Here is a 13,891-nt window from a genome sequence, read left to right as displayed (position 1 = left end):
CGGGCGGTCCAACTTCTGTTGGGGCATACAAAGATGGACAGCACTGTCAGATACCTCGGCGTTGAACTTGAAGATGCACTGGCTATCGCCGAAGCTATCGAAATCTAAACGACTGGGCCGTCTACACGGACGGCCCAAAGTTGCCGTCGGAATTCGTCCAGGATTCCTTAGGGTCCCCCGTAATGCCATGGATGAAGACAATGTCGAGCACCGCTGCATCCTTGTGACCGCAAACGTGTTCGAACTGAAGTCCGTCGCTCATTCCCCACCCGTGAAGCCGAACAAAAAAATCAATACAACCTTGAAGCTAAAGAAAATTGCCTGACGCATCAACCTGAGTTGACCCATCCGTAAAGAAGGCTGAGCCTGACAGCCAAATAATCACTCGCCAATGAGTGTCCGCTTCCCACCCTGTGCTCTGGTGATCTCGCTTCAGCAGCGAATGACCGGTTTCCGCCGAATCTGCGCGGCATCTGGCAGCCGGATCAAGGGTGGCTCGAGGATAAGGTGGTGCGGTTCGGCATCGAGAACCTGCTGGATGAGGCCTATGTCGGGCACCTGTCCTCGCCCACACGGCAGGCGCCGGGCCTGACGTTCAAGGTCTCGGTGACGCGGACATTCTGACAAAGCGCGAGATGGCGGGCGCCGCTTGGCTCCGGCCATCGACATCATCCGGCAAAGAAGAGAGGCGTGAGCGTTCGGTTCTCGCGAGGCGCCCAGTTTAGTTTACGGAACTGACGAATTTTCATTTCAAATGAAACTCTCGCTTCGAGCCATCGCCGTAACAAGCCCAAGTGACGAAGCGCATCGGCAGGCCGCTATCATCCCTCCGATCCCATTCGCTCTAAGGGTGATCGGTCAGGCAGGCGGCGTGATCGCTCAGCACCTCAAGGACGCGGCAATCCGCGACCGTGTCATGGCGGCATTCGCCCAGCATGCGCTTCAGTTCCATTCGCAATGCCTCGAGCCGGACGATGCGCGCTTCGACCTCCTTGAGTTGGCGATGCGCGATACGGTCGATATCTGCGCAGGACTGGTTGGGGTTGTCCGATAGATCCAGCAATTCACGGATCGCGTCGAGCGTGAAGCCTAGTTGGCGCGCGTGGCGAATGAAGGAGAGGCGGTCGAGATCGCCGTCGTCATAGCGGCGCTGACCGCCTGCCGTCCGGCCCGGTTCGGGCAAGAGGCCGATCTGCTCGTAGTATCGGATGGTCTGCACCTTGGTGCCGGTTCGCTGGGCAAGCGTGCCGATAGAAAGCATGGGAAGCCTCCTGATTGCTACAGTCGATGTAGGTTTTTGGGTGGGAGTTCACAAGAGATACATACGGCTTGGTGCGCTCGCCTAGAGAGCTTCATGCTGATTTTCTCTATTTTCAGCCGCAATCCAAGCGCCGCCGAATTCGATCCTGCGATACGGCGTGCCGTCAACAGGAAACCGGTTCGGAAAAACTTTCGAAACCCTATTGAACCTACAGCGGCTAGAGGGCGCATATGCCGAGTCGTGACTGGAGAGAACGACATGAGCGATAGCTGCGCCAAGACTGGAACACGATCCTGCGACGTGGACACGTTCGTTCTGCCGGAAAGTCCGCCGCCGCGGACCGCGTCCGCCTGTTGCGGCGGAGGTGGGCAGACGGCGGTGTCTTGCTGTGGTCCATCGTCGAGCGAGACCGCACCGCTTTGGCGGCGCTTCGACTGGATGCTCTGGGGCTCGGGCTCCATCATTCTCGTCTCTTATCTAGCGGCGTTCCTCCTGCCGCATGACGCGTCCCTCGGCCTAGGGGCTTTCACCCATGGCGTGCAGGAGATGATGAACCTGATGTGGTGGGGCATCCTTATCGGCATGCTTGCCGTCGGCCTGATCGACCGTGTGCCCCGGCAATTCGTCATCGGCATCATCGGTCGCGATCAGGGCGCGATCAGCCTCGTGCGCGCGGTGCTGGCCGGGGTGCTGCTCGATCTGTGCAATCATGGCGTGCTGATGGTCGGTGCCAAGCTTTACGAGCGCGGAGCGAGCCTCGGACAGGTCTTCGCTTTTCTCATCGCCTCGCCGTGGAATTCGCTCTCGCTGACCATCATCATCGGGGTGCTGATGGGCTGGGGATGGATGGCGGTCTTTCTTGTGGGCTCTCTGGTCGTCGCGTTCGTCACCGGCCTCGCTGTCGAAGCCTTGGAGCGCAAGGGGAAGGTGAAGCCCAATCCGAACCGCGTGGATCTGCCGGCGGATTTCCATGTCTGGCGCGAGGCGAAAGCTGGTCTGCGCGCTACCCGGTATGAATTAGATCTGCTGCGGGATATCGCGCGCCGCTCTGTCACGGCGAGCCGCATGGTCCTGCGCTGGCTCTTGTTCGGGGTGGTGCTCGCGGCGCTGATTCAGGCGACGGTGCCGACCGAGATTTTCGAGACATGGTTCGGTGCGACGCTTCTTGGTCTCTTCACCACGCTTCTTGCCGCGACGATCATCGAGGTCTGCTCGGAAGGGTCGGTGCCGATCGCCGCCGACCTGATGACGCGCGCGGCCGCGCCGGGCAATGCCTTTACCTTCCTGATGGCGGGCGTGGCGACAGACTACACCGAGATGCTGGTCCTGCGAGAAGTCACGGGACGCCTGAAGGCGGCGCTCCTCCTGCCGCTGCTGACTGTGCCTCAAGTGCTTGTGATCGGCTGGGCCTTGAACGCGGCGGGATGAGAGTGCAGACCGTTTGAAATGGAGGGACGATCATGCCGAACCTGAACCGCCGCAACCTGCTCATCGGAGCCGCGAGCTTCGCGGCTGTCGCGCCGCATGTCGGCCTTGCCGGGGCGGTGCCCAAGATCCACGTGCTCAAGGACCGCAATTGCGGCTGCTGCGGGGCGTGGGTTGAAATTCTGAGCGCCGACGGCTTCGACGTGTCGACCGAAAACAGCTTCGGCACGCTTCTGACCCGCCACAAGATCGATGCGGGCATTCCGGACGCGATGATGTCCTGCCATACCGGCGAGATCGAAGGTTATGTCATCGAAGGACATGTGCCGCCCGCAGATATACGCAGGCTCCTAGCTCAGCGGCCCGACGCGATCGGCCTTGCCGTGCCGGGAATGCCTTACGGCTCTCCCGGCATGGGGCCCGAGGACCAGCGCGAGGCTTATGACGTGTTCCTGATCCGCCGCGACGGAAGCACCGAAGTATTCTCGAGCTACCACGCCGCCTGAGCTTTTCATCTCGCTCGGTTGCGCGATGCAGGTATCGGTCCGGGTATGGGCATTCGTAATCGTGACAATGCTCGGACGATCCAGCACGGCATCGCATTCGTGGGCCGTGTTCCGGGGTGTGTTGGGCTCTGGAGTCAGAGCCATTAGATGAGGGTTGCGGCGAGTGCGATTGCTGAGAGGAAGGCCTTTGGACATCGGTCGTAGCGTGTCGGTACACGTCGCCAGTCCTGCAGTCTTCCGAACATGATCTCGATCCGGCTGCGACATTTGTATCGCCGCTTGTCGTATTTCACGGCCGCCTTGCGTTGCTTCCGGCCGGGGATGCAGGCGCGTACCCCTTTGTCTTCCAACCCTTCTCTGAACCAATCGGCGTCATAGCTGCGGTCCCCAGGCAGCCAGTCGATCCTGGGCGGGCTGCGTAGCGTGGCCCTCGCTCCGATGTGATCGCTCATCTGACCGGCGGTGATGAACAAGCTGAGAGGTCGGCCTTGGCTGACGCAGACCGCATGCAGCTTAGTGTTAATGCATCCCTGGTGCGCCCGATCAGGCGTCAGCGCCTCCCCCTTTTTCACCCCCATGCAGGTAGCGGTCCGGTGTGCCTTTAGGTAAGTCGCGCCGATCATAATCGTCTTCTTTTCGCGGTTTTCGGCAGCCAAGCCGGCCATTATCCCAGCAAAGACCCCTTATCGCTTCACCGCTTCCATCGGTTGTAGAGCGTCTTTTACGGACCGTATCCCGTAGGTGCATCGCGCCAGCGTAAGCCATTGCGATTGATAAATATGAACCCGCTTAGAACCCTCCGGTCATCAACGCGTGTCCTGCCGTGAGACTTTTGTATAGGGCTCCAGACGAATAATTTGCGCATCGCTCAACCAGAAAAGATCAGACATAAAATCGCTCGTTTCGGAGTCGTGAAGCACGCAGAGAGACTGAAATCAATGGATCCAGAGCCTAAGTCGGAGAACAAGCGAACCTCAAATTGAAAACTTTCCGGATGAACAGGTCAGTTGTCGGTAACGAGAATGCTCCACCTCCTTATAATTCATTTAGATAAACACAAAATTTTGGACAAGCTTCGGTATGATTTATGCGCATTCTCTTGAAAACCGTTCCAAAACTGACTGGGAAACCCTCGAAGCGCATTCTCTGAGGGTGGCCGAAGGCGCGCGGAGGCGAGCGGAGGTTTTCGGAGCTGGAGACATGGCTGCGATGCTTGGTCTGCTCCATGATCTGGGGAAGATAAAGCCTGGGTTCCAAAGAAAGCTGAACGGAGAGGTCAACGATGTGTCCCACTCGGGTGAGGGCGCGAAACTGCTTTGGAAGGGTCTTGGGCGGCCGCTCGCCGCGGCGATCGCAGGACATCATGGCCGGTTGCCCGATCCCGACCGGCTGCGCGCGCGGATCGAAGGGGCCGAAGCTATACCGCTGCCGGACTGGTGCCGTTTGCCCGAGTGGAACTGGCCCGCACGGATCGCGGCCGACAAGCGGCAGGCTCCTTATCGGCTGCAATTTCTGACAAGAATGCTTTACGGTGCGCTGTGCGATGCGGATGACCGCGAAACAGCGGCATTCTACGCCGGCGAGCTCGACCGCATGCCCGGAGAAATCACGCCAGCCATGCTTGCTTCTTTCGATGCGTATATGGCCGGTCTGGGTGGCACGGGGCCGGTCAACAATCTTCGACGCCGCGTGCTGGAGCATGCATGCAGCATGGGGTCCCATGCGCCCGGCCTTTTCACCCTGACCGTGCCCACTGGCGGCGGCAAGACGCTGAGCTCTATGGGGTTTGGTCTGAACCACGCGCGCGCCCATAGGATGAGGCGGCTGATTTTCGTCATCCCCTACATGTCGATCATCGAACAGACAGCGGACGTGTTCCGCGATGTGCTGGGGCCGGATGCCGTGCTGGAGCATCACTCCAACGCCGATTGGGACGGCGAGGACGAGGGCGAAGCCGAACAGCTTCGCGTCATGGGGGCGTCTTGGGATGTACCGGTCGTCGTCACCACGGCCGTGCAGTTTTTCGAGAGCTTGCACGCCGCGCGCAAGAAACGCTGCCGCAAGCTTCCCAGTCTCGCGCAGGCGGTCATCGTTCTCGACGAGGCGCAGACGATGCCGCTGGCGCTGTTACGCCCCTGTCTTGCCGCATTGCGCGAGCTGATGGAAGCCTACGGCGCCACCGTGGTGCTGTCCACGGCCACGCAGCCGGCCCTGACCCGCGCGGGAGGATTTCTCGCCGACGAGGCGCTCGAGGGCGGTCGCGAGATCGCGCCGGACCCGGCTGCGCTTTTTGACGCTCTCAAACGTGTAGAAGTGCGTGATGTGGGCGCAATGGACGATGTCGCGCTGGCGGATCGCCTGCAAGTGTCCGCTCAGGCACTATGCATCGTCGACAACCGGACGCAGGCGCGTGCGCTTTTTGATGCGATCCGCGATGCGCCGGGGGCAGCGCATCTGTCAACGTTGATGGTGCCCGCGCATCGCCGCGCAGTGCTTGCCGAGGTCCGCGAGCGGCTCAAAAACAACGGGCCGGCGCGGCTTGTTTCGACCTCGCTGATCGAGGCGGGGGTCGACGTGGATTTCCCGCTGGTGCTCAGGGCGGCGGCTGGCATCGATTCAATCGCCCAGGCGGCGGGGCGCTGTAACCGAGAAGGCAAGCTGGATCGAGGTTTGGTGGAGGTTTTTCGCTCCGAACATTCAGCGCCGCCTGCGGTCGAACAATTCGCCGCCATCGGTCGGGAGGTGCTCGCAGAGGCGCATGACGATCCAATCGGAGAGGATGCGGTCGCTTCGTATTTCAGGCGCTTGTGGGGCACTTATGGCGCGGATGCGTTGGACGCTGCGGAGGTGAACGGAACAGCGGGACTGCTGGCGGCCATCCGTGCATGTGGTGCGGATTGCCCCTACGAGCAGATCGAGGCAGCGTTTCGGATGATCTCGGAGAAACAGCGAAATGTGATCATCTGCGACGGCGCGTGGGGCGTGCCGCGCGATGCGCTGGAAGACCTGCGCTTTGGCTCGGCCGGTGCCGTTGCCAAGAGGGTACAGCACCATTCAGTCAATGTGCCGTGGGGGTTGTGGGAGACGCTTTGGGAGGAGGGCCACATCGCCTGGTGGAGCCAGGACCGTTTCGGTGAGCAATTCGCAACACTGCAAACGAGCGATCTTTATGACGCGTGCGCTGGGCTGAGCGGCCTTGGTGATCCGGGTGGCATCGCGTGAGCGCAATCGACGTTACAATCGTCAAGGTTGTTGACGGGTGTGCCTTTATCGGCAATCGTTCGGCCAAATATCCTGTTTGGAAAGTATCTCTCCATCATGGCAGCTCCCGGCATCAAACTTGTGATAAAGGGTCGCAATGCCTGCTTCACCCGGCCCGAAATGAAAGTCGAGCGGGTGTCCTACGATGTGATTACCCCCTCGGCGGCGCGCGGAATTCTTGAAGCCATTCATTGGAAACCGGCGATCCGCTGGGTCATCGACCGCATCCATGTGCTGCGACCGATCCGTTTCGAGACGATCCGGCGCAACGAAGTGGCCTCGAAAATACCGGCGGGCAAGGCGCGCTCGGCGATGAATGCGGGCGATCTGGGTGGGCTGGCGCTGGCGGTGGACGAAGACCGCCAACAGCGCGCGATGCTATGCCTCGCTGATGTGGCCTACGGGATTGAGGCCCATTTCGAAATGACACCGAAGGCGGGGCCGGGGGATAATGCCGGCAAACATGCCGATATGTTCCGCCGCCGCGCGACCAAGGGGCAGTGTTTCCACCAACCCAGTCTTGGCGTGCGCGAATTTCCGGCAGATTTCGAGCTGGTCGAGGCGTTTCCTGATGCCATAGCCGAAACCCGCGATCTGGGCTGGATGCTTCACGACATCGACTATGCCAATGACCGCGCATCGATCTTTTACCGCGCGCGAATGGAGGACGGTGTGATCGACGTCGCGCGCTGTCTGGCCGAGGGGCGCATGACGTGACGATCTTGCAGGAGCTGGCCGCGCTTTATGATGCGCGGGCTGTGGAAAAGGGCTGGCCACGGCCGGGCTTCTCAACCGAGAAGATCGGCGGCGTGGTCGTGCTGGCAGAAGATGGGGCGGTGAGGGAAATACGCTCGCTGATGACGCCGGACGCAAAGGGCAAGATGCAGGCGCGCAGCATGTCCGTGCCCGCTGCGATCAAGCGAACGGCAGGCGTGAAGCCCAACACCTTCTGGGATAAAACTGCCTATGTCCTTGGCGTTACCGAAACGCCGGAAGGGCCGGGGGAGGGCAGGCGCACCGAAGCCGAACATGAGGCATTCAAGACAGCGCATTTGAGCCTTACCGAAGGCCAGACCGAGTCAGCTTTGGTCGCGCTGAAACGCTTTTGCGAGGCGTGGACGCCGGATCGCTTTGCGGAGTTCCCCGACGCCGCCATCTTGGTCGATCAGAATATCGTCTTTCGTCTGGAAGATGGCCCGTTCCTGCACGATCTCCCGGCAGCACAAGCGTTATTGGGTCAGGCAGCTGCAGGCGGGACAATGTGCCTTGTGTCAGGGCGTGCCGGCCCGGTCGCGCGGCTGCACCCCTCGATCAAGGGCGTGATGGGCGCGCAATCGTCGGGCGCCTCGCTGGTCTCTTTCAACAACGATGCCGAGACCTCCCATGGCAAGAAGCAGGGCGACAACGCGCCGGTGTCCGAAGCGGCGGCTTTCGCCTATGGCACGGCGCTGAACGCGCTTCTTGCGAGAGGGTCAGGGAACACGCTGCGGATCGGCGGCGATACAGTGGTGTTCTGGGCCGACCAGCCCGAGGCGGAATGGACCCTTAATGCGATGATCTCGGGGACCGATGATGAAGCAGCGGAGCGCGAGTTGCGCGCCCGCGTCCAAGCGGTTGCGTCAGGCTCTGCACGGGAAGAGGAAAAGCTCGACCCCGAGGCGCGGCTGTTCATACTTGGACTCGCGCCCAATGCGGCCCGGCTGGCGGTGCGCTATTGGCATCCCGGCACGCTAGGGAATTTCGCGGTTGCGGTCACGCGTTTCTGGGAAGATATGACCATCGAACCCTCACCTTTTATCAAGGGAGGGGTGGAGTTGCCGCCCAAGCTCTGGGCTCTGCTCTATGATGTGGCGCCGCAGCACGATGCCGGCAACATTCCCGCCGGTCTCGGCGGCGATCTGATGCGCGCTGTCCTAACCGGCGGTCGCTACCCTGCAACCTGGCTTGCCGCCCTGATGCGCCGCATCCGAGTGGAGGGTGAGCCGGATCGCGCCCGACATGGCAACGTGGATGGCCGACGGGCCGCAACCATAGCCGCGATATTGCGGCGCAATCATCAACAGGAGGTGCCGATGGCGCTGGACCAAGAGGCGCAGGATGCAGCCTATCTGCTGGGGCGACTTTTCGGAGCGTATGTGTATGCCGAGAAAAGTTATCAGGAGAGGGGTGCAGGCCTGCGTCAGAAGTACATTGGCGCGGCCTCGGCCACCCCTGCACGGGTGTTCCCGGTGCTGATGCGCGGCTACGAACATAACCTTGCCTCCCTGCGCAAGGCCGGCGGCCAGAAGGCCGGCGCGGGCATCAAGGCCGATCGCGCCGTGGCCGGGATTATCGACAGGTTGAACGGAGACATGCCCGCTACTCTGCCGTTGGAGGCGCAAGGCCGGTTTTTCATCGGCTTCTACCACCAGATATCGGCCTTCTACACCAAGGCCGAGGATGCAGCCGAAGCACTTATTGATGATACCGACTCCGAAGGAGGTGCCGAATGACCGGCCTGACCAACCGCTACGATTTCGTGTTGTTCCTCGATGTAGAGAACGGCAACCCCAACGGTGATCCCGACGCGGGAAACATGCCGCGAATGGACCCCGAGACGAACCAGGGGTTGATGTCGGACGTCTCGATCAAGCGCAAGCTACGCAATTACGTTGCTGCCGTTCATGACAATGCGGCGCCGCACCGAATCTATTTCACGGAACGCGCGGTCTTGAACGAGGCGCATGACGAAGCGTGGGAGGCGGTGAAGCCCGAGCAGAACGGCAAGGACCGTTCAAAACTGCCCAAAAAGGACGAGGAGGCACACGCACTGACTGATTGGATGTGCGCGAATTTTTGGGACATCCGCACCTTTGGTGCGGTGATGTCCACTGGCGTCAACGCAGGACAGGTACGCGGGCCGGTCCAACTGACTTTCGCCCGCTCCGAAGAACCGATTATGCCGCTGGAAGTGTCGATCACCCGTTCCTCCGTCACCAATGAAAAGGACCGCGATAAGGAGCGGACGATGGGCCGCAAGGCTGTGGTGCCCTACGGGCTCTACCGTGTGCATGGCTTCGTCAACGCCAAGCTGGCGCAGCGCACCGGGTTTTCCGAGGGCGACCTAGACCTGCTCTGGACCGGGTTACGCGACATGTTGGATCTGGATCGTTCGGCCGCTCGGGGCATGATGGCCGCGCGCAAGCTGATCGTCTTTAAACATGAAAGCGACTTGGGCAACGCGCAGGCGCACCGGCTGTTTGATAGGATCACGGTGTCGCGGGTTCAGGGCGGCGACGCGCTCCCGGTGGGCGATCCGCGCTGCCACAACTGGCCACCCGCCCGTGCCTTTTCGGATTACCGGGTCGAGATTGATCAGACCGACCTTCCCGAGGGGGTAACGCTGGTTCAGCCTTGGTAGGCGACGACAGCTTACCGCTTTCGGCCCTGCAGCACTGGCTTTTCTGTCCCCGTCAATGTGCGCTCATCCATGTCGAGCGGCTGTGGGAGGAAAACCGCCTGACCGCCGAGGGCCGCGTTCTGCACGATCGCGCTGACGAGGGAATTGCTGAAAGCCGCGAAGGCATGCGCGTGCTGCGCTCGGTTCACGTGGTATCGGGCCGGCTGAGCCTGCATGGAGTGGCTGATGTAGTGGAAATGCATGGGTCTGTACCCTTTCCAGTAGAGTACAAGCGCGGCCGTCCCAAGGCGCACCGTGCCGACGAGGTGCAGCTTTGCGCACAAGCGATCTGTCTTGAGGAGATGACGGGCCAGAATGTGCCTGAGGGCGCGCTGTTCTACGGGGCGCGGCGGCGGCGGCAGGTCGTGGCTTTCGATCCTGAATTACGCATGTTGACAGAACGGGTAGCAATAGAGGCAAGCGCCGCGATGGCGGCCGGCACACTGCCCGTGCCCATTTACGATCCGGGCCGCTGCGAAAGCTGCTCGCTCTACGCGCTTTGTCGCCCGCAGGCGTCCCGCGACGCAAAGAACTGGATGGCGCGGCGGCTGGCGCGGGCGGGGGTTCCGGAATGAAACGTCTGCTCAACACGCTTTATGTCACGACCGAAGGCGCCCGACTGCGCAAAGATGGTGAGACCATCGCGGTCGAGATCGATGGCCGTGTCGTCAAGCGCAGTCCGGCGCATCTGCTCGGGCAGATCGTGCTGTTCGGGGAAACCTCGGCCTCGCCCGACGTGATGCATTTCGCGGCGGCTTCCGGCATTTCGATGGCCTGGATGGGCTATTCCGGCAAGCTGATGGCGCGGATCGAGGGTCCGCAATCTGGAAATGTCCTTTTGCGGCGTGCCCAGCATCGATGCACAACCGATCCATCGGCGGCGCTTCCCGTCGCATGCGCCATCGTGGCCGCCAAGGTCGCCAACCAGCGTGCCGTGCTGCGACGGCATCTGCGCGATTACGGTAATCAACCGGGATCGGAGGCGGTCGAGCTGGCCCAAAGACGGCTTGCGGATGCAGCCCGGCATGCGCTTGAGGCGCCGGATCTCGATGCACTGCGCGGGCACGAAGGCGAGGCGGGGCATGCCTACTGGTCGGTGTTCAATCATCTGATCCGTGTCGACGATCCACAGTTCGTTTTCGCCGGTCGCAACCGCCGCCCGCCGCTTGATGCGACGAATGCCGTCCTGTCTTTTCTCTACGCACTGCTGGCATTGGACACACGCGCGGCCTGCGAGGCGCATGGCTTGGATCCCCAAATGGGATTTTTGCACCGCGACCGGCCGGGGCGGATGTCCTTGGCGCTGGATCTGATGGAAGAGTTGCGCGCACCGCTCGCCGACCGCGTCGCGCTGTCGCTGATCAATCAGCGGCAATTGTCCCGGCGTGATTTCGACAGGCAGGAAACGGGTGCCGTCCTGCTGACTGAGGATGGCCGACGGACGGTCTTGCAGGCATATCATGACCGCAAACGCGTGGAGCTGCGCCATGCTTGGCTGGATGAACGCATGGCGCTCGGCCTGGTGCCCCAGATCCAGGCGCAATTGCTGGCACGCTATCTGCGCGATGATCTGGACGCCTATCCGGCTTGGGTTTGGTAGATGCTGGTTCTGGTCACTTACGATGTCGCGAGCGGGCCCGGCGGTGCAAAAAGGTTGCGGCGCGTGGCACGCATCTGCGAAGATCACGGACAGAGGGTTCAGTTCTCGGTTTTCGAGTGTGACGTGGATCCGGCGCTATGGACTTCAATGCGCGCGCGCCTTGTCGAGGCGATTGATATCGAGATTGATAGCCTGCGGTTCTATTTCCTAGGGCGGGAATGGCGCAGGCGTGTCGAACATATTGGCGCCAAACCTTCTGAAGATCCGGATGGCCTCTTGCTGGTGTAATGCGAACCCCAAGCGCCCGCTCTCGTCCCCAGAGGTTCGCGCCTCAACAATATTGACGCTTTGACCGCTCTCGCATCAGTTCACGCACAGTTTTCTTCACCAAGTCATCATGGTTCGCAAACGAGCCGCTTTTCTACTTTGCCTTTCAATATGCTATGCGTTGGCCGTCGCCCCCCATGCGGGGGCGTGGATCGAAACTCGTCGTTTTCGTCCTTGCCGCGAAGAACCCAAGGTCGCCCCCCATGCGGGGGCGTGGATCGAAACAGGGCGGTGCGGACCCTGTAGGGCGGCAAGGCTTCGTCGCCCCCCATGCGGGGGCGTGGATCGAAACACCGGCAAAAGCCTGAGCGACTATGACGGCCCGTGTCGCCCCCCATGCGGGGGCGTGGATCGAAACAGCGAGGCACAGGTCCTGCATGACGAGGCGCTGGTCGCCCCCCATGCGGGGGCGTGGATCGAAACTGTTGCGGCAGTATATGACGGCGGCGCAGATCCTGTCGCCCCCCATGCGGGGGCGTGGATCGAAACAATTCAACCTTACGAACGTCACGGCGCTGTTCGAGTCGCCCCCCATGCGGGGGCGTGGATCGAAACTACGTTTTGGACGAAAGCGGCCTTTTCCGTGATGTCGCCCCCCATGCGGGGGCGTGGATCGAAACACCTTGCTTGGTGAGCCGGAAGGTCGCCCGAAGGGTCGCCCCCCATGCGGGGGCGTGGATCGAAACAACACGGGCGGCATTTATCGGGCCAGACTACCAAGTCGCCCCCCATGCGGGGGCGTGGATCGAAACCGCGTCGCTCGCGCCGCGCAGGGCGGTGGTGAGGGGTCGCCCCCCATGCGGGGGCGTGGATCGAAACTTATCGGCATGACCGAGGATGAAGCCGCAAAAGCGTCGCCCCCCATGCGGGGGCGTGGATCGAAACAAGAGATTGGACGCGCACGATGCCGGTGTGCAGTTGTCGCCCCCCATGCGGGGGCGTGGATCGAAACACCAGCAAAAGCCTGAGCGACTATGACGGCCCGAGTCGCCCCCCATGCGGGGGCGTGGATCGAAACTTGGGGTTGGCGGACAGAAACGCCTTGATCCACGGTCGCCCCCCATGCGGGGGCGTGGATCGAAACGGGGATTGCGCCAGCGGACGTAACAAGGCCCTCCCGTCGCCCCCCATGCGGGGGCGTGGATCGAAACTTTAACTAAGGGAACCCATCATGGAAAAACGCAGTCGCCCCCCATGCGGGGGCGTGGATCGAAACACGCCCGCCTCCCTCCAGCCCTGTGCGGTCATGGGTCGCCCCCCATGCGGGGGCGTGGATCGAAACCACAGCGCCTTGCGCGCCTGCTTTTGCTCCGGGAAGTCGCCCCCCATGCGGGGGCGTGGATCGAAACCTGCCGCTCGTCCATCCACCACTTGAGGATGCCAGTCGCCCCCCATGCGGGGGCGTGGATCGAAACCTCGGCAGACATGCCCCGCGTGCCAGCCAGCCAATGTCGCCCCCCATGCGGGGGCGTGGATCGAAACAGCAGGTTCATCATCACTGCCACGTCAACCGCCGGTCGCCCCCCATGCGGGGGCGTGGATCGAAACACGCAGCCGCTTGTCGGCGTCGATCCGGGCCGTGAGTCGCCCCCCATGCGGGGGCGTGGATCGAAACACCTCCTCGTCAGACACCGCCGCGCGCGTCGGGCCGTCGCCCCCCATGCGGGGGCGTGGATCGAAACAGAAGCATGGCCGCATAAGGCAGACCCAGCGCCTCGTCGCCCCCCATGCGGGGGCGTGGATCGAAACTTTGGCGCGGGCGGCGGCATCAGCGCGGGCATCGTCGCCCCCCATGCGGGGGCGTGGATCGAAACGTTTTCGTGTAAACCGATATCATCGAAATGATGTTGTCGCCCCCCATGCGGGGGCGTGGATCGAAACCAGACATGGCGGGCGTCGTCGGGGAGCTCCGGGGGTCGCCCCCCATGCGGGGGCGTGGATCGAAACTCCGTCATCGCGCAGGACACGCCACGCAACGGCGCGTCGCCCCCCATGCGGGGGCGTGGATCGAAACCACACCAACTCTGGCACCATGTCGGGCAGCGCCGGTCGCCCCCCATGCGGGGGCGTGG

10 protein-coding genes, 2 pseudogenes and 1 CRISPR repeat array (1 of these 13 running past the window's edge) are annotated in these 13,891 nt (G+C 62.1%); of the genes and pseudogenes, 10 read left to right on the top strand and 2 right to left on the bottom strand.

Features of this window, described 5'->3' with window-relative positions; translation table 11 throughout:
* Positions 1-108 (top strand): annotated as a pseudogene (locus ACGRVM_RS10585) (integrase); the annotation flags it as partial.
* 736 nt (positions 109-844) lie between these two features.
* Here ACGRVM_RS10585 and ACGRVM_RS10580 read toward each other — a convergent pair.
* On the bottom strand, positions 845-1,261 hold the full coding sequence (locus tag ACGRVM_RS10580; RefSeq protein WP_377173348.1) for a MerR family transcriptional regulator: 417 nt from the start codon (positions 1,259-1,261) through the stop codon (positions 845-847).
* Positions 1,262-1,699: 438 nt separating this feature from the next.
* On the opposite strand from ACGRVM_RS10580, the gene ACGRVM_RS10575 reads away from it, so the two are divergent.
* Together ACGRVM_RS10575 and ACGRVM_RS10570 are read left to right on the top strand one after the other, a co-directional pair.
* On the top strand, positions 1,700-2,689 hold the full coding sequence (locus ACGRVM_RS10575; protein ID WP_394624052.1) for a permease: 990 nt from the start codon (positions 1,700-1,702) through the stop codon (positions 2,687-2,689).
* A 32-nt stretch (positions 2,690-2,721) separates the two neighbouring features.
* Positions 2,722-3,192, top strand: coding sequence for a DUF411 domain-containing protein (locus tag ACGRVM_RS10570; RefSeq protein ID WP_394624051.1), 471 nt, complete (start codon positions 2,722-2,724; stop codon positions 3,190-3,192).
* Positions 3,193-3,335: 143 nt separating this feature from the next.
* Here ACGRVM_RS10570 and ACGRVM_RS10565 read toward each other — a convergent pair.
* Positions 3,336-4,082, bottom strand: a pseudogene (locus ACGRVM_RS10565) (IS5 family transposase).
* Positions 4,083-4,272: 190 nt separating this feature from the next.
* Between ACGRVM_RS10565 and ACGRVM_RS10560 the strand changes: the two are divergent.
* The 7 genes from ACGRVM_RS10560 (at position 4,273) to cas2 (ending at position 11,780) form a co-directional block, all read left to right on the top strand.
* On the top strand, positions 4,273-6,414 hold the full coding sequence (locus tag ACGRVM_RS10560) for a CRISPR-associated endonuclease Cas3'' (RefSeq protein ID WP_377170089.1): 2,142 nt from the start codon (positions 4,273-4,275) through the stop codon (positions 6,412-6,414).
* Between the two features lie 96 nt (positions 6,415-6,510).
* Positions 6,511-7,170 carry a type I-C CRISPR-associated protein Cas5c gene (cas5c, locus tag ACGRVM_RS10555; RefSeq protein WP_377170091.1) on the top strand — a complete coding sequence of 220 codons (660 nt, stop codon included), beginning with the start codon at positions 6,511-6,513 and terminating at the stop codon, positions 7,168-7,170.
* Positions 7,167-8,945, top strand: a complete 1,779-nt coding sequence (gene cas8c, locus ACGRVM_RS10550; RefSeq protein WP_394624050.1) for a type I-C CRISPR-associated protein Cas8c/Csd1 — start codon at positions 7,167-7,169, stop codon at positions 8,943-8,945. The genes cas5c and cas8c overlap by 4 nt, the downstream gene beginning before the upstream one ends.
* Positions 8,942-9,853 carry a type I-C CRISPR-associated protein Cas7/Csd2 gene (gene cas7c, locus ACGRVM_RS10545; RefSeq protein WP_377170095.1) on the top strand — a complete coding sequence of 304 codons (912 nt, stop codon included), beginning with the start codon at positions 8,942-8,944 and terminating at the stop codon, positions 9,851-9,853. Before cas8c ends, cas7c begins: the two co-directional genes overlap by 4 nt.
* Positions 9,847-10,467 (top strand): CRISPR-associated protein Cas4, encoded by a 621-nt coding sequence (cas4, locus tag ACGRVM_RS10540; protein WP_377170097.1) that lies wholly within the window; start codon positions 9,847-9,849, stop codon positions 10,465-10,467. The genes cas7c and cas4 overlap by 7 nt, the downstream gene beginning before the upstream one ends.
* Positions 10,464-11,492: a type I-C CRISPR-associated endonuclease Cas1c gene (cas1c, locus tag ACGRVM_RS10535; protein ID WP_377170099.1), complete on the top strand. Its 1,029-nt coding sequence runs from the start codon at positions 10,464-10,466 to the stop codon at positions 11,490-11,492. Before cas4 ends, cas1c begins: the two co-directional genes overlap by 4 nt.
* Positions 11,493-11,780 carry a CRISPR-associated endonuclease Cas2 gene (gene cas2, locus ACGRVM_RS10530; protein ID WP_377170101.1) on the top strand — a complete coding sequence of 96 codons (288 nt, stop codon included), beginning with the start codon at positions 11,493-11,495 and terminating at the stop codon, positions 11,778-11,780.
* A 166-nt stretch (positions 11,781-11,946) separates the two neighbouring features.
* A CRISPR array of direct repeats spans positions 11,947-13,891; the repeat unit is 32 nt; unit sequence GTCGCCCCCCATGCGGGGGCGTGGATCGAAAC; it runs 1,135 nt beyond the window's last position.

The organism is Roseovarius aquimarinus (assembly GCF_043661195.1).
GTDB lineage: Bacteria > Pseudomonadota > Alphaproteobacteria > Rhodobacterales > Rhodobacteraceae > Roseovarius > Roseovarius aquimarinus.
The sequence above is the reverse complement of the archived record's forward strand: the minus strand, read 5'-3'. Positions and strand labels throughout refer to the sequence as shown.

Excerpts from the sequence above, each read along its gene's own strand:
- ACGRVM_RS10580 (WP_377173348.1), bottom strand. The coding sequence starts at position 1,261 with ATGCTTTCTATCGGCACGCTTGCCCAGCGAACCGGCACCAAGGTGCAG.
- ACGRVM_RS10575 (WP_394624052.1), top strand. The coding sequence starts at position 1,700 with ATGCTCTGGGGCTCGGGCTCCATCATTCTCGTCTCTTATCTAGCGGCG.
- ACGRVM_RS10570 (WP_394624051.1), top strand. The coding sequence starts at position 2,722 with ATGCCGAACCTGAACCGCCGCAACCTGCTCATCGGAGCCGCGAGCTTC.
- ACGRVM_RS10560 (WP_377170089.1), top strand. The coding sequence starts at position 4,273 with ATGATTTATGCGCATTCTCTTGAAAACCGTTCCAAAACTGACTGGGAA.
- cas5c (WP_377170091.1), top strand. The coding sequence starts at position 6,511 with ATGGCAGCTCCCGGCATCAAACTTGTGATAAAGGGTCGCAATGCCTGC.
- cas7c (WP_377170095.1), top strand. The coding sequence starts at position 8,942 with ATGACCGGCCTGACCAACCGCTACGATTTCGTGTTGTTCCTCGATGTA.
- cas1c (WP_377170099.1), top strand. The coding sequence starts at position 10,464 with ATGAAACGTCTGCTCAACACGCTTTATGTCACGACCGAAGGCGCCCGA.
- cas2 (WP_377170101.1), top strand. The coding sequence starts at position 11,493 with ATGCTGGTTCTGGTCACTTACGATGTCGCGAGCGGGCCCGGCGGTGCA.